Source organism: Streptomyces sp. MRC013 (genome assembly GCF_023614235.1).
Lineage (GTDB): Bacteria > Actinomycetota > Actinomycetes > Streptomycetales > Streptomycetaceae > Streptomyces.
The window spans coordinates 1,996,790-2,019,087 of sequence record NZ_CP094264.1; the positions used below are offsets into that span (position 1 = coordinate 1,996,790).

Annotated in this window: 21 protein-coding genes, 3 tRNA genes and 2 pseudogenes; 7 read left to right on the top strand and 19 right to left on the bottom strand. The window is 75.3% G+C overall.

Annotated features, from left to right (window positions below; all coding sequences use genetic code 11):
- Positions 1 to 56: 56 nt before the first annotated feature.
- The 6 genes from LUW75_RS08960 to LUW75_RS08985 form a co-directional block, all read right to left on the bottom strand.
- Positions 57 to 1,112 carry a UDP-N-acetylmuramate dehydrogenase gene (locus LUW75_RS08960; protein WP_250335132.1) on the bottom strand — a complete coding sequence of 352 codons (1,056 nt, stop codon included), beginning with the start codon at positions 1,110 to 1,112 and terminating at the stop codon, positions 57 to 59.
- 142 nt (positions 1,113 to 1,254) lie between these two features.
- A complete protein-coding gene (locus tag LUW75_RS08965) occupies positions 1,255 to 1,683 on the bottom strand; it encodes a MaoC family dehydratase (protein ID WP_250335133.1) in 429 nt (142 codons plus the stop codon).
- 8 nt (positions 1,684 to 1,691) lie between these two features.
- On the bottom strand, positions 1,692 to 2,144 hold the full coding sequence (locus tag LUW75_RS08970; protein WP_250335134.1) for a MaoC family dehydratase N-terminal domain-containing protein: 453 nt from the start codon (positions 2,142 to 2,144) through the stop codon (positions 1,692 to 1,694).
- 99 nt (positions 2,145 to 2,243) lie between these two features.
- Positions 2,244 to 2,408, bottom strand: a complete 165-nt coding sequence (gene rpmG / locus LUW75_RS08975; RefSeq protein WP_003948671.1) for a 50S ribosomal protein L33 — start codon at positions 2,406 to 2,408, stop codon at positions 2,244 to 2,246.
- Between the two features lie 88 nt (positions 2,409 to 2,496).
- Positions 2,497 to 2,569, bottom strand: a tRNA-Met gene (locus tag LUW75_RS08980).
- Between the two features lie 47 nt (positions 2,570 to 2,616).
- Positions 2,617 to 2,689 (bottom strand) — tRNA-Thr (locus LUW75_RS08985).
- Between the two features lie 309 nt (positions 2,690 to 2,998).
- Here LUW75_RS08985 and LUW75_RS08990 point away from each other — a divergent pair.
- Both LUW75_RS08990 and LUW75_RS08995 read left to right on the top strand, forming a co-directional pair.
- Positions 2,999 to 4,228 (top strand): amidohydrolase family protein, encoded by a 1,230-nt coding sequence (locus tag LUW75_RS08990; protein WP_250335135.1) that lies wholly within the window; start codon positions 2,999 to 3,001, stop codon positions 4,226 to 4,228.
- 36 nt (positions 4,229 to 4,264) lie between these two features.
- A complete protein-coding gene (locus LUW75_RS08995) occupies positions 4,265 to 4,921 on the top strand; it encodes an SDR family oxidoreductase (protein WP_250335136.1) in 657 nt (218 codons plus the stop codon).
- 90 nt (positions 4,922 to 5,011) lie between these two features.
- On the opposite strand, the gene LUW75_RS09000 is transcribed toward LUW75_RS08995, so the two are convergent.
- Positions 5,012 to 5,093 (bottom strand) — tRNA-Tyr (locus LUW75_RS09000).
- A gap of 189 nt (positions 5,094 to 5,282) precedes the next feature.
- Here LUW75_RS09000 and LUW75_RS09005 point away from each other — a divergent pair.
- From LUW75_RS09005 to LUW75_RS09015, 3 genes and pseudogenes are all read left to right on the top strand, one after another.
- The gene (locus LUW75_RS09005; RefSeq protein ID WP_250335137.1) at positions 5,283 to 5,771 is read left to right on the top strand and encodes a YajQ family cyclic di-GMP-binding protein; all 489 of its coding nucleotides are present in this window, start codon (positions 5,283 to 5,285) and stop codon (positions 5,769 to 5,771) included.
- Between the two features lie 406 nt (positions 5,772 to 6,177).
- Positions 6,178 to 6,501, top strand: a pseudogene (locus LUW75_RS24320) (alpha-ketoglutarate-dependent dioxygenase AlkB); the annotation flags it as partial.
- A gap of 129 nt (positions 6,502 to 6,630) precedes the next feature.
- Positions 6,631 to 7,884 carry an APC family permease gene (locus LUW75_RS09015; RefSeq protein WP_250337601.1) on the top strand — a complete coding sequence of 418 codons (1,254 nt, stop codon included), beginning with the start codon at positions 6,631 to 6,633 and terminating at the stop codon, positions 7,882 to 7,884.
- A gap of 16 nt (positions 7,885 to 7,900) precedes the next feature.
- On the opposite strand, the gene LUW75_RS09020 is transcribed toward LUW75_RS09015, so the two are convergent.
- The 12 genes and pseudogenes from LUW75_RS09020 to LUW75_RS09075 form a co-directional block, all read right to left on the bottom strand.
- Positions 7,901 to 8,470 (bottom strand): SMI1/KNR4 family protein, encoded by a 570-nt coding sequence (locus LUW75_RS09020; RefSeq protein ID WP_250335138.1) that lies wholly within the window; start codon positions 8,468 to 8,470, stop codon positions 7,901 to 7,903.
- Positions 8,471 to 8,871: 401 nt separating this feature from the next.
- Positions 8,872 to 9,735, bottom strand: coding sequence for a zinc metalloprotease HtpX (gene htpX / locus LUW75_RS09025; protein WP_250335139.1), 864 nt, complete (start codon positions 9,733 to 9,735; stop codon positions 8,872 to 8,874).
- A gap of 157 nt (positions 9,736 to 9,892) precedes the next feature.
- Positions 9,893 to 11,422 carry an NADH-quinone oxidoreductase subunit N gene (locus LUW75_RS09030; protein ID WP_250335140.1) on the bottom strand — a complete coding sequence of 510 codons (1,530 nt, stop codon included), beginning with the start codon at positions 11,420 to 11,422 and terminating at the stop codon, positions 9,893 to 9,895.
- Complete coding sequence (locus LUW75_RS09035; protein WP_250335141.1) at positions 11,419 to 12,996, bottom strand: NADH-quinone oxidoreductase subunit M; 1,578 nt, start codon at positions 12,994 to 12,996, stop codon at positions 11,419 to 11,421. Before LUW75_RS09035 ends, LUW75_RS09030 begins: the two co-directional genes overlap by 4 nt.
- A gap of 3 nt (positions 12,997 to 12,999) precedes the next feature.
- Positions 13,000 to 14,994 carry an NADH-quinone oxidoreductase subunit 5 family protein gene (locus tag LUW75_RS09040; RefSeq protein WP_250335142.1) on the bottom strand — a complete coding sequence of 665 codons (1,995 nt, stop codon included), beginning with the start codon at positions 14,992 to 14,994 and terminating at the stop codon, positions 13,000 to 13,002.
- Positions 14,991 to 15,374: an NADH-quinone oxidoreductase subunit NuoK gene (gene nuoK / locus LUW75_RS09045; protein ID WP_250337602.1), complete on the bottom strand. Its 384-nt coding sequence runs from the start codon at positions 15,372 to 15,374 to the stop codon at positions 14,991 to 14,993. Before nuoK ends, LUW75_RS09040 begins: the two co-directional genes overlap by 4 nt.
- Entirely contained in the window at positions 15,374 to 15,949 is a 576-nt protein-coding gene (locus LUW75_RS09050; protein WP_250335143.1) for an NADH-quinone oxidoreductase subunit J family protein, read from the bottom strand. Before LUW75_RS09050 ends, nuoK begins: the two co-directional genes overlap by 1 nt.
- Positions 15,950 to 15,989: 40 nt before the next feature.
- A pseudogene (locus LUW75_RS09055) lies at positions 15,990 to 16,583 on the bottom strand (NuoI/complex I 23 kDa subunit family protein); the annotation flags it as partial.
- The gene (locus tag LUW75_RS09060) at positions 16,583 to 17,551 is read right to left on the bottom strand and encodes a complex I subunit 1/NuoH family protein (protein WP_250335144.1); all 969 of its coding nucleotides are present in this window, start codon (positions 17,549 to 17,551) and stop codon (positions 16,583 to 16,585) included. The pseudogene LUW75_RS09055 and the gene LUW75_RS09060, both read right to left, overlap by 1 nt.
- The gene (locus LUW75_RS09065; protein ID WP_250335145.1) at positions 17,548 to 19,059 is read right to left on the bottom strand and encodes an NADH-quinone oxidoreductase subunit C; all 1,512 of its coding nucleotides are present in this window, start codon (positions 19,057 to 19,059) and stop codon (positions 17,548 to 17,550) included. Before LUW75_RS09065 ends, LUW75_RS09060 begins: the two co-directional genes overlap by 4 nt.
- A complete protein-coding gene (locus LUW75_RS09070) occupies positions 19,056 to 19,682 on the bottom strand; it encodes an NADH-quinone oxidoreductase subunit B (RefSeq protein WP_250335146.1) in 627 nt (208 codons plus the stop codon). The genes LUW75_RS09065 and LUW75_RS09070 overlap by 4 nt, the downstream gene beginning before the upstream one ends.
- Positions 19,673 to 20,065 (bottom strand): NADH-quinone oxidoreductase subunit A, encoded by a 393-nt coding sequence (locus tag LUW75_RS09075; protein ID WP_250335147.1) that lies wholly within the window; start codon positions 20,063 to 20,065, stop codon positions 19,673 to 19,675. The genes LUW75_RS09070 and LUW75_RS09075 overlap by 10 nt, the downstream gene beginning before the upstream one ends.
- Positions 20,066 to 20,247: 182 nt before the next feature.
- Here LUW75_RS09075 and LUW75_RS09080 point away from each other — a divergent pair, with 182 nt between their 5' ends.
- Entirely contained in the window at positions 20,248 to 21,447 is a 1,200-nt protein-coding gene (locus tag LUW75_RS09080) for a sensor histidine kinase (protein ID WP_250335148.1), read from the top strand.
- 91 nt (positions 21,448 to 21,538) lie between these two features.
- Positions 21,539 to 22,198 carry a response regulator transcription factor gene (locus LUW75_RS09085; protein WP_250337603.1) on the top strand — a complete coding sequence of 220 codons (660 nt, stop codon included), beginning with the start codon at positions 21,539 to 21,541 and terminating at the stop codon, positions 22,196 to 22,198.
- Positions 22,199 to 22,298 lie beyond the last annotated feature (100 nt).

The window sequence follows — 22,298 nt, forward strand, 5'->3', positions numbered from 1 at the left end:
GCCCCTGCCGCCCGCCCGACGGCCCGGGGCCCGGCGGCTCCGCTTCCCGGGCCGGGTCAGAGGCTGACGCCGACCGTCACCGGCTCGTTGACCAGCGTGACGCCGAACACGTCGTGGACGCCGGCGACGACCTCGCGCGCGAGGGCGAGGAGGTCCTCGGTGGTGGCGTCGCCGCGGTTGGTGAGGGCGAGGGTGTGCTTGGTGGAGATGCGGGCGGGACCGGCCCCGTACCCCTTGGTGAACCCGGCCCTGTCGATCAGCCAGGCCGCCGACGTCTTGGTCCGGCCGTCGCCCGCGGGGTAGGCGGGCGGGGCCGCGTCGGGGCCCAGGCGGTCGCGCACGCGGTCCAGGAAGGCCGCGTACTGGGCGTCGTCGAGGATCGGGTTGGTGAAGAACGACCCGGCGGACCAGGTGTCGTGGTCGTCGGGGTCGAGGACCATGCCCTTGCCGGCGCGCAGGGCGAGGACGGTCGCGCGGGCGTCGGCCACGGGGACCCGGTCGCCGGGCTCGACGCCGAGGGCGCGGGCGGTCTCCGCGTACCGGACGGGGGCGCTCAGCCCCCCGGCGTCCTCCAGCGCGAACCGGACGCGCAGGACGACGAACCGGTCGGGATCGGCCTTGAAGCGGCTGTGCCGGTAGGAGAAGGCGCACTCGGCGCCGGGAAGGGTGACGACCTCCTCGGCGCGGCGGTCGTACGCCACGACCTCGGTGAGCGTGGTGGCGACCTCCTGGCCGTAGGCGCCCACGTTCTGGATCGGGGTGGCGCCGGCCGAGCCGGGGATGCCGGCCAGGCACTCGACGCCGGCGAGCCCGGCCTCGACGGTGCGGGCGACGGCGTCGGACCACACCTCGCCGGCGGCGAGCTCCAGCCGCGTGCCGTCGAGGGAGAAGCCGCGGGTGGCGATGTGCAGGGCGGTGCCGTCGAATCCCTTGTCCCCGATGACCAGGTTGGACCCGCCGCCGATGACGAGCAGCGGCGTACCGGTCCGGTCGGCCTCGCGCACGGCGGCGACGACCTCGTCGTCGGTACGGGCGGTGACCAACCGCCTGGCGGGTCCCCCGAGCCGGAAGGTGGTCAGCGGGGCGAGCGGAGCGTCATGAGTAACCTGCACCCGCCCAGCCTACGGTGCCCCCGCCGCGGACCCCGGCCCGCCGGGACGGCCCTGGCGCGGCCGGGACGGAGGCCGGCCGGGGCGCGGCCGGATGCGGTCGTACCCGCCGCCGGTGCGGCGGACCGGTCCCGCCCGGCGGGGCTCAGGCGAGCCGGACCACCGCGCGGGACATGCCCAGCACCTTCTGGCCGCCGCTCGTGGCGGTCAGGTCCACGCGGACGCGGCGGTCGTCGAGCTTGGCCGCGACCTTGGCGGTGACCTGGATCAGCGCGCCCTCGCCGTCGTCCGGGACGACGACCGGCTTGGTGAAGCGGACGCCGTACTCGACGAGCGCGCCCGGGTCGCCCGCCCAGTCGGTGACGACGCGCGCGGCCTCGGCCATCGTGAACATGCCGTGCGCGATGACGCCCGGCAGGCCGACCTCGCGGGCGAACCTCTCGTTCCAGTGGATGGGGTTGAAGTCGCCGGACGCGCCCGCGTACCGCACCAGCGTGGCGCGCGTCACGGGGAACTCGCGAGGCGGCAGCTCCGTACCGACCTCCACCTCGTCGAAGGAGACCTTCGCGGTCATGGTGTCCCTCACTCCCCCTCTGCCGCGCGCGCCACGAGCTTCGTCCACGCCGTCACGACGTGCTCGCCCGCCTCGTCGTGCACCTCGCCCCGGATGTCGAGGACGTCGTTCCCCGCGAGCGACTTGATCGTCTCGATGGTGGAGGTGACCGTCAGCCGGTCCCCCGCCCGTACGGGCCTGCTGTAGGCGAACCTCTGGTCGCCGTGCACGACCCGGCTGTAGTCGAGCCCGAGCCGCGGATCGGAGATCACCCGGCCGGCGGCCTTGAACGTGATGGCGAACACGAAGGTCGGCGGTGCGATCACATCGGGATGGCCGAGCGCTTTCGCCGCCTCCGCGTCGGTGAAGACCGGGTTTTCGTCTCCGATGGCCTCGGCGAACTCGCGGATCTTTTCCCGGCCGACCTCGTACGGCTCGGTGGGCGGATAGCTCCGCCCGACGAAGGACTGGTCGAGCGCCATGTACCCGGTACCTCCTGCGGTCCCTGCTCTGTTCCGGACGTGTCGGGAAACGACGCGAGGCCGCCCCCCGACGGGGGCGGCCTCGCGTACGAGCCTGTTTCAGCGCGTCTCGCGGTGCGCGGTGTGCGCGTTGCAGCGCGGGCAGTGCTTCTTCATCTCAAGGCGGTCCGGGTTGTTACGCCGGTTCTTCTTGGTGATGTAGTTCCGCTCCTTGCACTCCACGCAGGCCAGCGTGATCTTCGGGCGGACGTCGGTGGCAGCCACGTGAGTGCTCCTTGACGGACGGATGGACGGATGGAACGCAGAAATAGTAGCCGATCGAAGGACCGACCCCACAATCGGCTACTGGGAGTAGCGGTGACCGGACTTGAACCGGTGACACAGCGATTATGAGCCGCTTGCTCTACCGACTGAGCTACACCGCTTTGATGTGTGGATCCCTCACCCGAAGGTGAGGATCTCCCCACACCAGAGCCCCAATACGGAATCGAACCGTAGACCTTCTCCTTACCATGGAGACGCTCTGCCGACTGAGCTATTGGGGCGAGCGATGAAGACATTACACGGTCTGCGGCCGTTCACCCAAATCCGTTTGGCCGCGCCCGCGCTCCGTTCCCGGCACCGGCCTCCGGGGCCCCGGGACCGGAACGGGGAGGCGGGGCGGGACGGTCCGGTGGCCCCCGCCGGCCCGCGGACCGGCCGGCGCGCCCCGCGCCGGTACGACTATTGCGCTCCTTCATGAAGCCCGGGTGGCCCCGCCCTAGGCTCGGTCCGCGCCGCGCGGCCCGTCCGCGCGCCCGCCCCGCAGCGCTCCGCGCCCGCCCCGCAGACCCTCGCGACCTCCCGGGAGCCCGATGTCCCCAGACGACCAGCGGCCGCGGGTGCCGGAGGGCGCCGCCACCGGCACCGCCACGCTGCTGTGCGGTGCCCGCCTCACCGACGGGCGGACCGTCGACGTACGGCTCGGCGGCGGACGGATCGAGGCCGTCGGCACGCCCGGCAGCCTCGGCTCCCACCGCGCCCGCGTCGACCTCGCCGGATACCTGCTGCTGCCGGCCCCCGCCGAGCCGCACGCCCACGCCGACACCGCGCTCGGCGGCGACGCGGCAGGCCCGGTCCCGTACGCCGCCGGGGACGTCCAGCGGCGCGCCACGGAGGCGGCCCTGCTCCAGCTGGGCCACGGGGCGACGGCGGTGCGCGCGCACGTGCGGGTCGGGGGCGCCCGGGGGCTGGCGCCGCTGGAGGGCGTGCTGCGGGCGCGGCGTTCGCTGCGCGGGCTGGCCGACCTGACGGCGGTGGCGGTACCCCGGGCGCTGACGGGCGCGGCGGGGGCGGACGGGCTGGCGGTGCTGCGGGACGCGGTGGGGATGGGCGCCTCGGCGATCGGCGGCCGTCCGGACCTCGACCCGGACCCGGCGGGGTACGCGGAGGCGGCACTGGGTCTGGCGGCGGAGCACGGCCGCCCCGTGGACCTGCACACGGACGGCGGCGACCCGACGTGGCTGGCACGGCTGGCGGCGATGGCGGACGGTCTGCGGCAGGGGGTGGTGATCGGCCCGTGCGGCGCCCTGGCGCGACTGCCGTCGGACGCGCGGGCACGGGTGGCGGAGCGGCTGGCGGCGGCCGGGGTGACGGTGGTCTGCCTGCCGCAGGGCGGATGCGCGGGCGCCGGGATGCGGGACGTGGCGCCGGTACGGCTGCTGCGGTCGGCGGGCGTCCGGGTCGCGGCGGGCAGCGGCGCGCTGCGGGACGCGGTGAACCCGGTGGGGCGCGGCGACCCGCTGGAGGCGGCGTACCTGCTGGTGTCGCAGGGCGGACTGCGGCCGGCGGAGGCGTACGGGGCGGTCGGCGGGGCCGCACGGGAGGCGATGGGGCTGCCGCCGGTGCGGGTGGAGGCGGGGTTCCCGGCGGAGCTGCTGGCGGTGCGCGGGGAGCGGCTGGCGCAGGTGCTGTCGCTGGCGTACAGCCGGGTCGTGGTGCACCGGGGGCGGGTGGTGGCGCGTACGAGCGCGGTGCGGGAGTACTGCGACTCGGCGGGGGCACCGGACCTGCCGCGGCAGGTCCGGCCGGACGCGTGTCCGTGAGCGCCACGCACGCGCCCGGGCCGTACGGTCGTGAGCATGCGCATTGTCATCGCTGGAGGACACGGTCGGGTCGCGCGGCGCCTGGAGCGTCTGCTGGCGGCCTCCGGACACGAGGTCGCGGGCATCATCCGGAAGCTGGAGCAGGCGGGCGCCCTGCGCGAGGCGGGCGCCGAACCGGTGCTCCTGGACATGGAGTCGGCGTCCCTGGAGATGGTCGCGGCGGTACTGCAGGGGGCGGACGCGGCGGTCTTCGCCGCGGGCGCGGGACCGGGCAGCGGAGCGGCACGCAAGGAGACGGTGGACCGGGACGCGGCGATCCTGTTCGCCGACGCGGCGGAGCGGGCGGGGGTGCGGCGGCACCTGGTGGTCTCCTCGATGGGCGCGGACCCGGAGCACCGGGGCGACGAGGTGTTCGACGCGTACCTGCGCGCGAAGGGGGCGGCGGACGCGCACGTGCGGGGTAAGGACGGCCTGGACTGGACGATCCTGCGCCCGGGGATGTTGACGGACGACGCGGGCACGGGCCTGGTCCGCCTGGAGGCCTCGACGGGCCGTGGACCGGTCCCCCGCGACGACGTGGCGGCGGTCCTGGCGGAGCTCCTGGAGACGCCGTCCACTGCGGGCCTCACCCTGGAACTCGTCTCGGGCCGGACCCCCGTCCCGGTGGCGGTGAGGGCGGCTGCGGGCGGCTGACCGCGCTCCCCGCTCACGGAGACGGTGCCACCGCAGGCGCGAAACGGCCCCCTGAACGCGTTTCCGCTGATCAGAGGGCCGTTTTTCGCGTGGCGGCGCCAGGATTCGAACCTGGGTAGGCTAAGCCGACGGATTTACAGTCCGCTCCCATTGGCCACTCGGGCACACCGCCATGGGATGTCGCCCCGGAGCTTTCCTCGCGGAGGTGCTCCCCGGCAACGACGTAAACAATACCCGATCCCCGAGGGTGGTCCGCCACCGGGTTTGATCAGCATCGGGGGTGGGCGGGATGGCTAGGCTTGGGGGGCGGTCGGCGCTGGGCCGCCGCTCTCCCACCACCCGACGCAAGGAGCCACAGGACATGGCCGACTCCAGTTTCGACATCGTCTCGAAGGTCGAGCGGCAGGAGGTCGACAACGCCCTCAACCAGGCGGCGAAGGAGATCTCCCAGCGCTACGACTTCAAGAACGTGGGGGCGTCGATCTCCTGGTCCGGCGACAAGATCCTGATGCAGGCGAACTCCGAGGACCGGGTCAAGGCGATCCTCGACGTCTTCGAGTCCAAGCTGGTGAAGCGGGGGATCTCCCTGAAGTCGCTGGACGCCGGCGAGCCGCAGCTGTCCGGCAAGGAGTACAAGATCTTCGCGACGATCCAGGAGGGCATCTCCCAGGAGAACGCCAAGAAGGTCGCCAAGATCATCCGCGATGAAGGCCCCAAGGGCGTCAAGGCGCAGGTGCAGGGCGAAGAGCTGCGGGTCAGCTCCAAGAGCCGGGACGACCTGCAGGCCGTGATCGCGCTGCTGAAGGCCCAGGACTTCGACTTCGCGCTGCAGTTCGTGAACTACCGCTGATCCCGCCGGGGGGCGGGACGGGGGCGGACGCGGCCCGGTGGCCGGTACGCCCCCGTCTCGCGTGCCGGGCACCGGAACCCTCTCGGCGGGCGGCCCGGTCCGGACCGGGGACATGACCTCGCACACGGGAGCCGACGGCCCTCCGGGCGGCACGCCGCCGGTGGGCGGGAAGGCCGCGGACGGGTCCGCGGCGCCCTCGCCGGAGCGGAGGGGCGCCGCCACCGTGCGGGGAGGGCGGCGCCCCGTGCCGGAGGTGTCCGGGTACGTCGCGGGGCGGTCGGGCGACCGCTCCGCGGAGGGGGCCGGGGGTGTCGGCCTCCCGCCGACCGCGCGGGGCGTGGGGGCGGTCGTCGGGCGACGGGTCCGGCGGGTACCGGACGGCCCCTCGTGCGACGTGCCGTAGGACGTGGCCGCCGCGTACGGGGAGGACGGCGGTTACCGGCCCGACGCGGCACTGGTCAACTTCTACGCCGGGGACGCGCGCATGGGCATGCGCCAGGACCGCGAGGAGCGGTCGGCGGCGCCCGTGGTGTCGCTGAGCGTCGGGGACGCCTGCCCCTTCCGGTTCGGCACCGCGGAGGGGCGGGGCCGACCGTACACCGATGTGCGGCTCGGCTCCGGTGACCTGTTCGTCTTCGGTGGGCCGTCGCGGTTCGCGTACCACGGCGTGCCGAAGGCGTACCCGGGTACGGGCGACCCCTCGGCGGGGCCGCGCTCCGGACGGCTCAACTTCACTCCGCGGGAGACCGGGCTCGGCCGCCGGTGGGGCGTCCGGAACGTCGGCGGGGAGGAGCCCTCCCCGCCGGTGCCGTGCGGGCGGCCGCCTCCGGCGGGGGCGGGGCTCAGTAGGGTGCGGCGCATGGCGGAGACTTTGCGACGGTCGCTCGGGGTGTTCGACGCGGTCGTGATCGGCTTGGGGTCGATGGTGGGCGCGGGCGTCTTCGTGGCGCTCGGGCCCGCCGCCGCGGCCGCCGGGAGCGGGCTCCTCGTCGGCCTGGCGCTCGCGGGGGCCGTCGCGTACTGCAATGCGATGGCGTCGGCGCGGCTGGCCGCGCGTTACCCGGCGTCGGGCGGCACGTATGTGTACGGGCGTGAGCGGCTGGGTCCTTTCTGGGGGTACCTGGCGGGCTGGGCGTTCGTCGTCGGCAAGACGGCCTCGTGTGCGGCGATGGCGCTGACGGTGGGGGCGTACGTGTGGCCGGGTCAGGCGCACGCGGTGGCGGTGGCCGCCGTGGTGGCGCTGACGGCCGTGAACTACGGCGGTGTGCAGAAGTCGGCGCTGGCGACACGGTCGATCGTGGCGGTGGTCCTCGCGGTGCTGGCGGCCGTGGTGGTCTCCTCCCTCGGGTCGGGTGCGGCGGACGCCGGGCGGCTGGAGCCGGGCGGCGACGCCTCTCCGGGCGACGTGCTGCAGGCGGCCGGGCTGCTGTTCTTCGCCTTCGCCGGGTACGCGCGGATCGCGACGCTCGGGGAGGAGGTCCGGGACCCGGAGCGGACGATCCCGCGGGCGGTCCCGCTGGCGCTGGGCATCGCGCTGGTGGTGTACGCGTGCGTGGCGGTCTCCGTCCTCTCGGTGCTGGGCGCGGGAAGGCTGGGCGGGTCGGCGGCCCCGGTCGCGGACGCGATGCGGGCGGCGGGCGTGGACTGGATGGTTCCGGTGGTGCGGATGGGCGCCGCGGTGGCGGCGCTCGGCTCGCTGCTGGCACTGATCCTCGGGGTGTCCCGGACGACGCTGGCGATGGCGCGGGACGGCCACCTGCCCCGGGCGTTCGCCGCCGTCCACCCCCGGTTCCGGGTGCCGCACCGCGCCGAGCTGGCGGTGGGGCTGGTCGTCGCGGTGGTGGCGGCGACCTCGGACCTCCGGAGCGCGATCGGGTTCTCGTCGTTCGGCGTGCTGGTCTACTACGCGATCGCCAACGCGTCGGCGTGGACGCTCACCGAACGGACGCGGACGGTGCGGCTCCTGGCCGCCTGCGGGCTGGCCGGGTGCCTGGCCCTCGCCTTCTCCCTGCCGCCGTCGTCGGTCCTGGTGGGCACGGGCGTCCTGGCGGCGGGGGCGGTCCTGTACGCCGTGCGCACCGGGCCGGTGCGGGGACGGGGGCACGAGCAGTAGCCGGGGCGGGCGGCCCTCAGCCGACCGGCGGCCGCGGGCACGTGGTCGCCGCCCGTGCGCGGTGGTCCGGCCAGGGAACGAGGTCGCCGTCGAACCCCTCCTCCTCGGCGAACCAGCCCGTGCCCTCCGGCCACGCCGCGAACCAGGCGGCCACCGTGGGTGCCAGGACGTACCAGGCACGGTCCGGGTCGCCCGGGTTGGGCTCGAACAGCAGGACCGTGCCCTTCTCCGAGCGGCAGTCCACGCAGGCGAGCATCGCGCAGCCCAGGTCGGCTATCGGCAGCACCCCCTCCGGCCACGGCCGGCCGGCGCCGTCGCCCGGCTCGCGCCGGCGGAGGGCCTCGTACCGGGAGACGGCGTGACGCAGGGGGAACAGGCCGTAGTCGGGGCCGAAGCCGCCGTCCGCGACCGTCGTGTGGAGGGCCGCGAGCAGTGGGGGCGGCCGGAACCCGAGGGTGTCCCGGGCGGCCTCGACCTCGGCGGCGGGGAGGGGAGGGGGCGGGTGACCGGTCCTGCCGGCCCACGAGCGGTCGCCGTCGGCCGTGGCCGCGGCGATACGGGCGATCAGCTCTGCGTGTTCGTTCACGTGGTCACGGTGGCACACGCCGCAGACATTCCGCTCGGCCTGTGGACAACCCGGTCGCCGGCGCCCCGCGGGGGCCGGCCACCGGTGACGGCGCCGCCCTCCGGCGGAGGCGCGGGGGCCGGAACCGGCTCGGGGCGGGGGTGCCGTGCGGTACGTCGACGGCCGTGGCGCACCGGGTGGTACCCGTGACGGCGCGGCCGGGGTGGGCCGTCGGCGGAGGGCGGGGCGGCCCCGCCCCGGCGTTCGGGGAGGGTGCGGCCGAACGGCCGGAGCGCCCGCTCTCCGCATGGGAGGCGTCGCGCGGGACGCGGTGGCGCGCGGCGGGAAGGACCCGGGCCGCGCGGCAGGGGGACGGCCGCCGGACGGCGGGGGAGGGCCGGACGGCGTCTCCCGGACCGGTCTCACGGCCGGTGGCCCGCCATCTGCTCCAGCCGGGCGATACGTTCCGCCATCGGCGGGTGGGTGGAGAACAACCGGGCCATGCCCTGCCCCGGCCGGAACGGGTTGGCGATCATCATGTGGCTCGCCGTCTCGATGCGCGGCTCGGGCGGCAGCGGCAGCCGCCGCGTCCCCGCCTCCAGCTTGCGCAGCGCGCTCGCCAGGGCCAGCGGATCACCGGTGAGCCGGGCCCCGGAGGCGTCCGCCTCGTACTCCCGGGAGCGGCTGACCGCCAGTTGGACCACCGAGGCGGCGACCGGGCCCAGGATCATGATCAGGAGCATGCCGAGGAGGCCGGGGCCCTCGTCGTCGTCGGAACGGCCGATCGGGACGAGCCAGGCGAAGTTCGCCAGGAACACGATCACGGAGGCGAGGGCGCCGGCGACCGAGGAGATCAGGATGTCCCGGTTGTGGACGTGGCTCAGCTCGTGCCCGATGACGCCGCGCAGCTCGCGCTCGTCGAGGAGGCGCAGGACGCCCTCCGTGCAGCACACCGCGGCGTTGCGCGGGTTGCGGCCGGTCGCGAAGGCGTTGGGGGCCTGTGTCGGCGAGATGTACAGCCGCGGCATCGGCTGCCGGGCCTGCGTGGACAGCTCGCGGACCACCCGGTACAGCTGCGGCGCCTCGAACTCCCCGACCGGGCGGGCGCGCATCGCGCGCAGGGCCAGCCTGTCGCTGTTCCAGTACGCGTAGGCGTTCGTCCCGAGGGCGAGGAGGACGGCGGCGACGAGACCCGTGCGTCCGAAGGAACCGCCGACCAGGATGATCAGCGCGGACAGTCCTCCGAGGAGTGCGGCGGTCCTGAGCCCGTTGTGCCGGCGGTGCACGGTGCGCCCTCCAAGTGGTGCGGCAGGGGAACCCTTCGCTGGTGTCGCTCCACTCTCCAGTGGACCCTCCCGTACTGGTCAACGCCAGGTGGGGGTGGCGGGTTCCCTGCCGCGCTCCGGGCGGACGCTGAGCCGTTCGGGTGAACGGCGCGGGCCGTCAGAAGAGGGTCGCCGCCGCGAAGCGGAGGACCCACTGCGGGTAGCCGGACAGCAGCACGCCGACGGAAGCCGTCAGCGCGATCGCCACGGCCACCGGGGCGGGCGCGCGGCGCCCCGCGGGGGCCTCTCCGGGGGCGTCCGGGGCCCGGAACAGCAGGGCCGTCCAGCGCAGGTAGTAGTAGAGGGCGACCACCACGTTCACGCCCATGACCGCGGCCAGCCAGCCGAGGCCCGCGTCGACGGCGGCGGAGAAGACGACCACCTTGGCGAACAGGCCGATGACGCCGGGTGGCAGACCGGCCAGGCACAGCAGGAAGAAGCCCAGGGCGAGGGCGGCGGCCGGCCGGGTGGCGTACAGGCCCCGGTAGTCCGCGATCCGGTTGGCCGGGCGGGTACGGGCGACGAGGGCGGCGACCGCGAAGGCGCCCAGGTTCACCACGGCGTACACCAGGGCGTACGCCACGGTGGCGCCGATCCGGCCGTCGCCGGGGTGCGCGGCGGCGGCGATCGGCACCAGGAGGTAGCCGGCCTGGCCCACGGACGACCAGGCGAGGAGGCGGACCGCGCTCCGCGCGCGCGTGGGGGCCTGCCGCAGCGCGGCGACGTTGCCGGCGGTCATGGTGAGCGCGGCGAGCACGGCGAGGGCCGGCCCCCACACGTCCGCGTACGGCGGGAAGGCGACGACGGTCACGAGGACGAGGCCGGTGAAGCCGACGGCCTTGCCGACGACGGACAGGTACGCGGCGACGGGCAGCGGGGCGCCGACGTACGTGTCGGGCACCCAGAAGTGGAACGGCGCGGCGGCCGTCTTGAAGGCGAAGCCGACCAGGGTGAGGGCGACCCCCGCCGCGGCGAGGGTGCCGAGCTGCGCGGGGACGTCGTCGAGCAGCCGGGCGACCTCCGTGAGGTGGAGGGTGCCCGTCGAGGCGTACACGAGGCTGACGCCGAGGAGGGTGACGGCGGTCGCGGTGACGGAGGAGAGGAAGAACTTCAGCGCCGCCTCGCCGGACATGCGGTCGCCGCGCTTGAGGCCCACGAGCGCGAAGGCGGGGAGGGAGGCGACCTCCAGGGCGACCACGAGGGTGGCGAGGTCGCGGGCGGCGGGCAGCAGGGCGGCACCGGCCGCGGAGGACAGCAGCAGGAACCAGAACTCGCCGGCGGGGAGCTCCTCCCCGGTGTCCGCGACGGACAGCAGGGCGGTCAGGAGGGCGCCGCCGAAAACGAGGAGCTGGACGGCGAGGGTGAAGTGGTCGGCGGTGTAGCTGCAGGCGCCGGGGGCCCCGGTGAGGCAGAACGTCGACCGGTCGCCGGAGCGGAGCGGTACGAGCGCGAGGAGCGCGGCGGCGAGGCCGGCGAGGGAGGTCCAGGCGAGGAGGGGCTTGCGGGCCCGCGGGAGGAACAGGTCGGCGACGAGGACGGCCAGGGCGGCGACGGCGGCGACGGTCGGCGGGGCGACGGCGCCCCAGTCGACGGACTGCACGAGGTCGCCGTGGGCGGGCGCCGCGGCCGGGGCGGTGGGGGCGGTCACGACTTGCCTCCTGCGAGGAGCTGCTGCACGGCCGGGTCGGTGAGGCCGAGGAGGACCGCGGGCCAGAGGCCGGCGAGGACGGTGAGGGCGGCCAGTGGGGTCCAGGCGGCGAACTCGTACCCCCGGACGTCGGCGATCGGCGGCCGGTCGGCGGCCGGTCCGGCGCCCATGCAGACGCGGCGGACGACGACGAGGAGGTACGCGGCGGTGAGCAGCGTGCCGAAGCAGGCGACGGCCGCGTAGGTGACGAACGCCGGCCGGCTGAGGCCCTCGGCGGGCCGGAACGCGCCGAACATGGCGAGCATCTCGCCCCAGAACCCGGCGAGGCCCGGCAGGCCGAGGGAGGCGACGGCGCCGAAGGCGAGCAGTCCGCCGAGGCGGGGGGCGCGGCCGTACAGGGCGGCTCCGGTCGCGCCCGCGAGGGTGTCGAGGTCGGCCGTGCCGCAGCGGTCCTTGATCGCGCCGACGAGGAAGAAGAGGAGACCGGTGATCAGGCCGTGGGCGATGTTGGCGAACAGGGCGCCGTTGACGCCGGTGGGGGTCATGGCGGCGACGCCGAGGAGGACGAAGCCCATGTGGCCCACGGAGGAGTAGGCGACGAGCCGCTTCAGGTCGCCCCCGGCCCCGGTCCGGGCGAGGGCGAGGCAGGCGAGTGACCCGTAGACGATCCCGGCGACGGCGAAGGCGGCGAGGTACGGGGCGAGGACGCGCATGCCCTCGGGGGCGATCGGCAGGGCGATCCGGACGAACCCGTAGGTGCCCATCTTGAGGAGGACGCCGGCGAGGAGGACGGAGCCGACGGTGGGGGCCGCGGTGTGCGCGGCGGGGAGCCAGCTGTGCAGCGGCCACATCGGAGTCTTCACCGCGAGCCCGATCCCGATCGCCAGAACGGCGGTGACCTGCAGGGACGTACCGAGGCCGCGGCCGTTGTCAGTGGCGAGCGCCACCATGTCGAAGGTGCCCGCCTCCAGCCCGACGAGGAGCAGGCCGAGCAGCATGACGACCGATCCGAGCAGGGTGAAGAGGATGAACCTCCAGGCGGCGGGCTGCCGTCCCTCACCGCCCCAGCGGGCGATGAGGAAGTACATCGGGACGAGCACCGTCTCGAAGGCGAGGAAGAACAGCAGCAGGTCGAGGACGGCGAAGGTCGCGAGCGTGCCGGCCTCGAGGAGGAGCAGCAGCGCGACGAAGGCCTTCGGGGAGGGGCCGGCGGGCGGCTTGAAGTAGCCGTGCAGCGCGCAGAGGAAGGTCAGCAGCGCGGTCAGGACCAGGAGGGGGAGCGAGATGCCGTCGACACCGAGGTGGATCCGCACGTCGAGTGCGGGGATCCAGCTGATGTCCGTCGTGGCCTGCATCCTCGACGGCCGGTCGTGGTCGAAGCCGAGCGCGAGGGCGAGGGCGGCGGCGAGGACCGCGCCGGTGACGGTCACCCCGTGGCGGCGCACGGCCTGGTCGGGCGACTTCCCCTTCAGTCCGGGCGGGGCCGGCAGGAGGGCCGCCGCGGCGCCGAGGAGCGGGCCGGCGACGAGGAACGCGAGGAGGAACTGCATCACGGATTCGCTGATGTCGATCACGGTTCACGCTCCGGCGGCGGCGAGGACGGCGGCGACCGCCAGGACGACGGAACCGGCGAGCAGGACGCTGAGGTAGGTCTGCACGTTGCCGGTCTGGGCACGGCGCACGGCCGCGCCGAGCAGGCCGGTCGCGGCGCCGGCCCCCCGTACGTACGTGTCGACGACCTCGCGGTCGAGGAAGCGGACCAGCGAGGCCGCCGCGCGGACGGGGCGTACGAACAGGGCGGTGTACACGGCGTCCAGGTGGAAGCCGGTCGCGGCGTGCCGGTGGAGCGGGCCGAGGAGGAGACGGCCGGGGTCGGCCGGGTCGGGGGCGGAGGCGATCGACCCGTATGCCGGGGTGTGGGCGGCGATGGCCTCGGCCTCGGAGACGGCCGGGTCGGCTTCGGGGTGGGCGGCGACGGCGCCGAGGGGCGCGTGCGCGGCGCGGGCGGCGGCCCGGTGCCAGGCGGCGTGGGTGATCAGGCCGCCGGCGAGGGCGAGGCCCGTGCCCAGGACCGCGGTGGTGGTGGTCGGGGTGAGGGTGTTGCCGTCGAACCAGTCGTCGAGGGAGGCGGCGGCCAGGCCGAAGGCGAGGGAGGGGATCGCGAGCACCCACAGGACGGCGTCCATGGCGGCGGGACGGCGCCGTCCGTGGTCGGGGGCCTCGGCGCCCCTCCCGCGGAAGGCGAGCAGCCACAGCCGGGTCGCGTAGGCGGCGGTGAGGAGGGCGGTGAGCAGTCCGGCGGCGAGGACGATCCAGCCCGCGCCGGCCGGGGCCGCGTCCCGGTCGCCGAGGGCGGTGTGCTCGGCGGCGACGAGGACGGCCTCCTTGGAGAAGAAGCCCGCGAACGGCGGGACGGCGGCGAGCGCCAGGAGGGCGACCGTCATCGTCCAGTACGCGTCGGGGGCGCGCCGGGCGAGGCCGCTCGTGCGGGACATGGCGGCGAGCGAGTTGGTGCCCGCGGCGTGGATCACCACGCCGGCGGCGAGGAACAGCAGTGCCTTGAACGCGCCGTGCGACAGGAGGTGGAAGACGGCGGCGCCGCGGTCGCCGACGGCCAGGGCGCCCGACATGTAGCCGAGCTGGCCGATGGTCGAGTAGGCGAGGACGCGCTTGACGTCGTCCTGGGCGAGCGCGGCGAGGGCCGAGCCGACCATGGTGAGCGCGGCCGTCACGGCGAGGGCGGTCAGGGCCGCCGCGGAGGCGGTGAAGACGGGCAGGAGGCGCGCGACGAAGTAGACGCCGGCGGCGACCATCGTCGCGGCGTGGATGAGCGCGGAGACCGGCGTGGGGCCGGCCATCGCGTCGGGCAGCCAGGTGTGCAGCGGGAGCTGGGCGGACTTGCCCGCGACCCCGGCGAGGAGCAGCAGCGCCACGAGGGTGGGGTGGTCGAGGCCGCCCGCGGCGACGGCGCCGAGGACGCCGGTGATCCGGAACGTGCCGGTCTCCGCGGCCAGCGCGAACAGGCCGATGAGGAACGGGACGTCACCGAGCTTGGTGACGAGGAACGCCTTGAGGGAGGCGGCCCGTGCCTCGGGGGTCTCCCAGTAGTGGCCGACGAGGAAGTACGAGCAGATGCCCATGACCTCCCAACCGACCAGGAGCACCATCAGGTCGCCGGAGTAGACGACGAGCAGCATCGCGGAGGTGAAGAGGGAGACGAGCGCCGCGTACGAGGGGTAGCGGGGGTCGTCGCGCAGGTAACCGGTGGAGTAGACCTGCACGCAGGAGGCGACGACGGCGACGAGGACGGCCGTGAGGGCGGCGAACCCGTCGAGGTGGAGCGCCAGTTCGATCGGGACGGAACCGGTCGGGGTGAGCTGGGTGGCCGCGTCGACGGCCTTCCCGCCGCCCTGCCGTGCGGCGACGAGGACGGCGAGGACGAGCGCGGCGACGGTCGGCAGGACGGCCAGGGGGCGTACGAAGCCGGGGGCGGCGCGGCCGAGGAGGAGGCCGGCGGCGGCGCCCAGCAGCGGGAGGAGGGGGACGAGGACGGCGAGGGTCGTGGTGGTCACGCGGTGGCCTCGGCCTTCTCGCCGGTCCGCCCGCGGGCGGCCTCGCCGGCGCCGGAGGTCTCGGGGGTTCCGGGGGGTTCGGCGTTGTCGCGGAGCCGGTCGACGTCGGCGGTGCCGCGGTTGCGGTGGACCATCAGCACGATCGCGAGGCCGATGCCGATCTCGGCTGCGGCGACGGCGATGGTGAACAGGGTCAGCGCCTGGCCGGCGTGGAGGGTGTCGCGGAGCCAGACGTCGAAGGCGACGAGGTTGAGGTTGACGGCGTTGAGCATCAGCTCGACGGACATCAGGACGAGGATCGCGTTGCGGCGGGCGAGGACGCCGTACAGGCCGGTGCAGAAGAGGAGCACGGCGAGGACGGCCGGGTAGGCGAGGTGCATCAGCGCTTCCCCTCCGTGTCCCCGCCGCCCCTGCGGGACAGGACGATCGCGCCGACCAGCGCGGCGAGGAGGAGGACGGAGAGCGCCTCGAAGGGGAGCACCCAGTTCCGGAACAGCATCTCGCCGGAGACCCGGGTGGTGCCCTGCGCGGGGCCGTCGAGGTCGATCCAGGTGGTGCGGAAGGCGTCGGTGACGACCCAGACGAGCGCGGCCGCGGCGGCGACGGCCACGGCGAGGGCGGCGGGCCGGTTGCCCGAGTCGGCGTCCGGGGAGCGGCCGATGGGCGCCCTGGTGAGCATGAGGCCGAAGAGGAGGAGGACGACGACGGAACCGACGTAGATGAGCACCTGGACCCAGGCGATGAACTCGGCGGTGAGGAGGAGGTACTCGACGGCGATCCCGCCGAGGGCGACGACCAGCCACAGGGCGGCGTGCACCAGCTGGCGGGTGGTGACCGCGACGACCGCGGCGGCGAGGGTGACGACGCCGACGAGGAGGAAGGCGACCTCCGCCCCGGTGGGCGAGAGGAAACCGGGGGCGGCGAGGGACAGGGCGGGCGCCGCGGCGGGCGTCATGCGGCACCCCCTCGGCGGTGCCGGGGGCGCCCGGGGTGCGGGGCGTTCCGCCGGAGCCGTCCGGGGCGGGGGCGCCGTCGGCGGCCGCGGCGGCCTCCTGCTCGGCGGCGCGCCGGGCGGCGAGCTTGTCGGCCGCCTTGCGGGCGGCGGTCAGCTCCTTCGGCTCCTCCGCGCCCGGGTCCAGGGCGGGCGGTTCCGGGACCGTCCACATCCACTCGCGGAGCCTGTCCCGCTCGTGGACGAGGTCGCGCATGTCCGTCTCCGCGTACTCGAACTCCGGCGACCAGAACAGCGCGTCGAAAGGGCACACCTCGACGCAGATGCCGCAGTACATGCAGAGGGCGAAGTCGATGGCGAAGCGGTCGAGGACGTTGCGGCTGCGTTCGCGTCCGCCCGGGGCGGCGGGCGGCACCGTCTCCTTGTGGGAGTCGATGTAGATGCACCAGTCGGGGCACTCGCGGGCGCAGAGCATGCAGACCGTGCAGTTCTCCTCGAACAGGCCGATCACGCCGCGGGTGCGCGGCGGCAGCTCGGGCTGGACGTCGGGGTACTGCGCGGTGTGGCTCTTCCTCGTCATCGTCCGCAGGGTGACGGCCAGGCCCTTGGCGAGGCCGGAGCCGGGGATCGGAGGCATTACTGGATCACCACCTTGACGATGCCGGTGAGGGCGATCTGGGCGAGGGCGAGCGGGACGAGCGTGGTCCAGGCGAGCTTCTGCAGCTGGTCCTCGCGCAGCCGCGGGTAGCTCACCCGCAGCCAGATCACGACGAAGGCGAGCACGGCCGTCTTCAGGAGCGTCCACACCCAGCCCAGGCCGTAGGCGCCGAAGGGGCCGTGCCAGCCGCCGAGGAAGAGGACGGTGGTCAGACCGCACAGGACGACGATGCCCGCGTACTCGGCGAGCAGGAACAGGGCGAAGCGCAGGCCGGTGTACTCGGTGTACGCGCCGAAGATGATCTCCGAGTCGGCGACCGGCATGTCGAACGGCGGGCGCTGCAGCTCGGCGAGGCCGGCGACGAAGAAGACCAGGGCGCCGACGATCTGCCAGGGCAGCCACCACCACTCGAACGCGTCGAGGATGCCCGGCAGCGACACCGTGCCGGCCGCCATGGCGACGGAGGCGGCGGCGAGCAGCATCGGCAGCTCGTACGCGAGGAGCTGCGCGGCGGTGCGGAGACCGCCGAGGAGGGAGAACTTGTTGGCGGACGCCCAGCCCGCCATGAGCGAGCCGAGCACGCCCACGCCCATGACGGCGAGGACGAAGAAGACGCCCGCGTCGACGACCACGCCGACGGCGCCCTCACCGGGGCCGATCGGGAGGGCGACGAGGACGAGGAGGTACGGGAGGAGCGCCACGGCGGGGGCGAGCTGGAAGACGCGGCGGTCGGCGTCGGCCGGCACCACGTCCTCCTTCTGCGCGAACTTCACGCCGTCCGCGACGAGCTGCGCCCAGCCGTGGAAGCCGCCCGCGTACATGGGGCCCAGGCGGCCCTGCATGTGCGCCATGACCTTGTGCTCGGTCTGCCCCACGACGAGGGGCATGACGAGGAACACGGCGAAGACGACGGCCAGGCGGAGGGCGACGTCGAGTGCGTCGTTCACGCGTCTCCTTCGGGTCGTCGCCGGTCGGGGTCGGGGTCGGGAGCGGGTGTGGGCCTGGAGTCGGTGGCGGGGGGCGACGCGGGGCCGGGGCGGGGGGTCCGGTCCGGCCCCGAGGCCGGTACGGGACCGGTGGCGGGATCCGGGCCGGTGGCCGACGCGGGACCGGGCACCTGATCCGGACCGGGAGCCGCGGGCGCGCCGGACTTCGAGGGCGCGCCAGACCCCGAAGGCGCGTCCGCGGCCGGCGGCGCGTCCGACGACGGGGTCGCGTCGGGTCCCGGCAGCACCTCCAGGGCCGGGTTCGCCCCCGCGACCGGGTTCGCCCCCGCGGCCGCCGGCGCGTCCGACGACGGGTTCGCCCCCGCGGCCGAGGACGCTTCCGGCGTCGGCGGCGCGTCCGACGGCGGGGGCGCGCCCGGAGCCGGAGACGCGCCCGGAGCCGGGGGTTCGCCGGGCCCCCGGGGCGGGTCGGCCGGCGGGTCGGCCGGCGCGGGGGGCGGGGTGGGTCCGGCCGCGGTGTCGTCGAAGGCCGGGCGGGGGTTGTTCCACGGGGCGTCCGCGCCGCGGGTGCGCGGGGTCGCCGGGGCGGCGGGCCGATCCGGGCCTTCGGGGGCCGGGCCCCCGCCCGGTGGCGCGGCGGCCGTGCGCTGCGTGGCCGAGCCCTCCCCCACCGAGCGGCTGCGGCGCTGCGTGGCCGAGCCCTCCCCCGCCGAGCGGGTACGACGGGGGCGGGGGGCGGCCGCGCCCGGCGCCGAGCCCGCAGCCGGGCTTCCCGCGACCGGGGCCCCCGCCCCCGCGCCCGGGGACTCCGCGGCCGCGGCCCCGGCGGGCCGGGCCTCCGTCCGGGCCGCCGGGCCCTCGCCCGCCGAGCGGGCACGGCGCGGCGGGCGGTCGGCCGCGCCCGCGCGCGGGGCGCGGGCCGGGGCGGCCGGGAGCAGGCCCTTCAGCGGACCCCACTCGTTGGGGTCGGGCACGCCGGGCGGCAGCATCTGGCGCCGCCTGGGACCGCCGTGCTCGGACTCGCCCGGCTCCTTGGCGCCCGGCCACGCCTTGGCGACGCGGGCGGCGAGGACGAAGTCCTTGCGGAGGGGGTGGCCCTCGAAACCGTCGGGGAGCAGCAGGTGCGCCGGATTCGGGTGACCCTCGAAGGCGATGCCGAACATCTCGTGCGTCTCGCGCTCGTGCCAGGCGGCGCCCGCGTACACGCCCACGGCCGTGGGCAGGGCCGGGGCGTCGTGCGGGACGGTCGTCCGGAGGAGGAGGCGGCGCACCCGGCCGCTCTCCACCGCGGCGACGTGGGCGCAGACGCGGAAGCCGCTGCCGGGTTCGTCCACGGCGCTCAGCCAGTCGAAGTAGGTGCAGCCCAGGTCGGTGCGGGCGGTCTCCAGCGCCGGGATCCACGAGCCTGCGGGCACGTCGACCGTCAGCAGGTCGTACGCCAGCTCGGCGGTGGCCTCCGCGCCGAAGACGTCGGCGACGGCGTCGGGCAGCGTGTCGTACGCGTTCACTCCGCACCGCCTCCGGGGGCGGGCGGCGGGGTGACGAGACCGCTGCGCAGGGCGGCGGTGGAGGGGCGGGGCGCGTCCCGGCCGTACCGTTCCCGGAGCGACTCGCGGGCGATCTTCTCCTGGAGCTTCAGGATGCCCTGGAGGAGCGCCTCGGGCCGCGGCGGGCAGCCCGGCACGTACACGTCGACCGGGATGATCTGGTCGACGCCCTTGGTGACGGAGTACGAGTCCCAGTAGGGGCCGCCGCAGTTCGAGCAGGCGCCGAAGGAGATCACGTACTTCGGCTCCGGCATCTGCTCGTACAGGCGGCGCACGGCGGGCGCCATCTTGTCGGTGACCGTGCCGGACACGACCATCAGGTCGGCCTGGCGCGGGCCGGGCGCGAACGGGATCACGCCGAGCCGGATGAAGTCGTGGCGGGCCATCGACGCCGCGATGAACTCGATGGCGCAGCAGGCCAGCCCGAAGTTGAAGACCCACAGGCTGTAGCGGCGGCCCCAGTTCAGGACCACCTTCATCGGTTCGGGCGCCAGCCGGGACAGCACGCCCAGCCGCTGCGGCCCGGTCGGCGGCGCGGGCTCGGCCGGCACGCCCGCGGCACCGGCCCCGGGAGTCACGTCCATGTCAGGACGCCCTTCTTGTACGCGTAGAGCAGTCCCACGGCCAGGAAGCCGAGGAAGACGAACATCTCCACCAGTGTGGTGGCGCCGTACCCCGGCTCGGCGAAGACGGTCGCCCACGGGAAGAGGAAGATCGAGTCGACCGCGAAGATCACGTAGAGGAAGGCGTAGACGTAGTAGCGGACCTGGGTGTGGGCCCAGCCCTCCCCCACGGGGTCGACGCCGCACTCGTACGTCAGGAGCTTCTCCGGCGTCGGCACGACGGGGCGGAGCAGCCGCCCGGCCGCGAACGCGACGGCCACGAAGAGCACGCCGATCACGGCGAGGAGTCCGACGGCCGAGTAGCCCTGGAAGTAGTCGGCCGCGAGCCCGGTCTGTTCCGGCACGTCCGTCCCTCTCTCTCCCCGCCCCCGCGGGCGCCGATCCGGCGGTCTGTACCCACGGGAGTCTAGGCCCTGGTGCGGCCCGGCCGATCAGCCGAGGCACGCCGGGGGTGGGGCGGTCCCCACCGGCCCCCACCCGGGTACCCCCTGGTGCCGCCGTGTCGCGGCCCGGCAGGCTGGACCTCATGACCACGCGCAGCGGCCGTCCGGCCCCGGTCCCCCGTCCCGCCGCCGGCCGCACCCGGTTCGGGGCGGCCCTGTGGAAGGAGGTCGCCCACCTGCTGTCGAACCTGCCGGTGTCCCTCCCGTCCTTCGCCTACGTGACGGTGACCGTGACGGCCGGGGTGGCGCTGTCCGTCACGGTGGTCGGGCTCCCGCTGCTGGCGGCCGGGCTGGCGGGGGCGCGGCTGATCGGGCGGGTGGAGCGGATGCGGGCCCGGAGCCTGCTGGGCGTGCGGGTGGAGGAACCGGGCCGTCCGCCGCACCGGCCGGGCGGGGGCCTGCCGGGCGCGGTCTGGAGGCTGCTGCGGGACGCGGCGGCGTGGCGGGCGGTGGTGTACGCGTTCGTGCGGCTGCCGTGGGGGGTGCTGACCTTCGCGGTGACCCTGGTGGCCCTGGTGGTGCCGGTGGTGCTGTGGCCCGCGCTGCCGTACCTGGCGCGGGTGATGGCCGATGTCGACCGGGCGATGGTGCGGGGGCTCCTGGGGCCGTCGGGCGAGTTGGAGCGGCGGGTGGCGGAGCTGGAGTCGGACCGGGGGGTCGTCGTCGACGCGGCGGCGGCGGACCTGCGCCGCATCGAGCGGGACCTGCACGACGGCGCGCAGGCCCGGCTGGTCGCCCTCGCCATGGCCCTGGGCCTGGCGCGGGAGAAGGCCGCCGAGGACCCCGGGGCCGCCGCCCGGATGGTCGAGGAGGCCCACGGCGAGGTGAAGCTCGCCCTCCGGGAGCTGCGCGACCTGGCCCGCGGCATCCACCCGGCCGTCCTCACCGACCGCGGCCTGGACGCGGCGCTGTCCGCCGTCGCCTCTCGGTGCACCGCGCCGGTGACCGTGACGGTCGACCTCCCCGAGCGCCCGGCGCGGGCGACGGAGGGCATCGCGTACTTCACCGTGTCGGAACTGCTGCAGAACGTCTCCAAGCACGCCCGCGCCCGGCACGCCACCGTCGACGTCCGGCGCTCCGGCGACCGCCTCCTCATCCGGGTCGCCGACGACGGACGCGGCGGAGCCGACCCCTCCGGGGGGACCGGCCTCGCCGGCCTCGCCGAACGCCTCGACGCCGTCGACGGACGGCTCGTCGTCGACTCCCCGCCGAACGGTCCCACCACCGTCACCGCCGAACTTCCCTGGCGCACTCAAGGACATTTGAACGATGTTCGCCCGTAGGACCGGAGTTGCTGCGATCCTGGTGGCGACGGCGGGAGCAGCCGTCCGGAGCCGATGGGGAACGGAGGGTCGCCGGACCGTGGACGACGGGGTGCGGGTGGTCATCGCGGAGGACTCCGTCCTCCTCAGGGAGGGCCTGACCCGGTTGCTGACCGACCGCGGGCACGAGGTCGTCGCCCGCGTCGGGGACGCGGACGCGCTGGTCGAGGCGGTGGACTCGCTGACCGCCGACGGCGCGGCGCCCGACGTGGTCGTCGCGGACGTGCGGATGCCGCCGACCCACACCGACGAGGGGGTCCGGGCCGCCGTGCGGCTCCGCCGGGACCACCCCGGGATCGGGGTGCTGGTGCTGTCGCAGTACGTCGAGGAGCGGTACGCGACGGAGCTGCTGGCCGACAGCGGCCGGGGGGTGGGCTACCTGCTGAAGGACCGGGTCGCCGACGTCCGCGAGTTCGCGGACGCGGTGGTGCGGGTCGCCCGGGGCGGGACGGTGCTCGACCCGGAGGTCGTGGCGCAGCTGCTGGGGCGGAGCCGCCGGCAGGGCGTGCTGGCGGGGCTGACTCCGCGCGAGCGGGAGGTCCTCGGCCTGATGGCGGAGGGCCGGACGAATTCGGCCATCGCGCGGCAGCTCGTGGTGAGCGGCGGGGCGGTCGAGAAGCACGTTGGCAACATCTTCCTGAAACTGGGGCTCCCGCCGGGTGAGGAGGACCACCGCCGTGTGCTCGCGGTGCTGGCCTATGTGAACTCCTGAACGCCGCCCCGGCCCGGTCCCCGTCCCGATCCGGGGCGGGGGCCGGGCCGGGAGTGCCGCTCCGGTGGAACACGGGGGGAGACGAAGCATGATGTTCCAG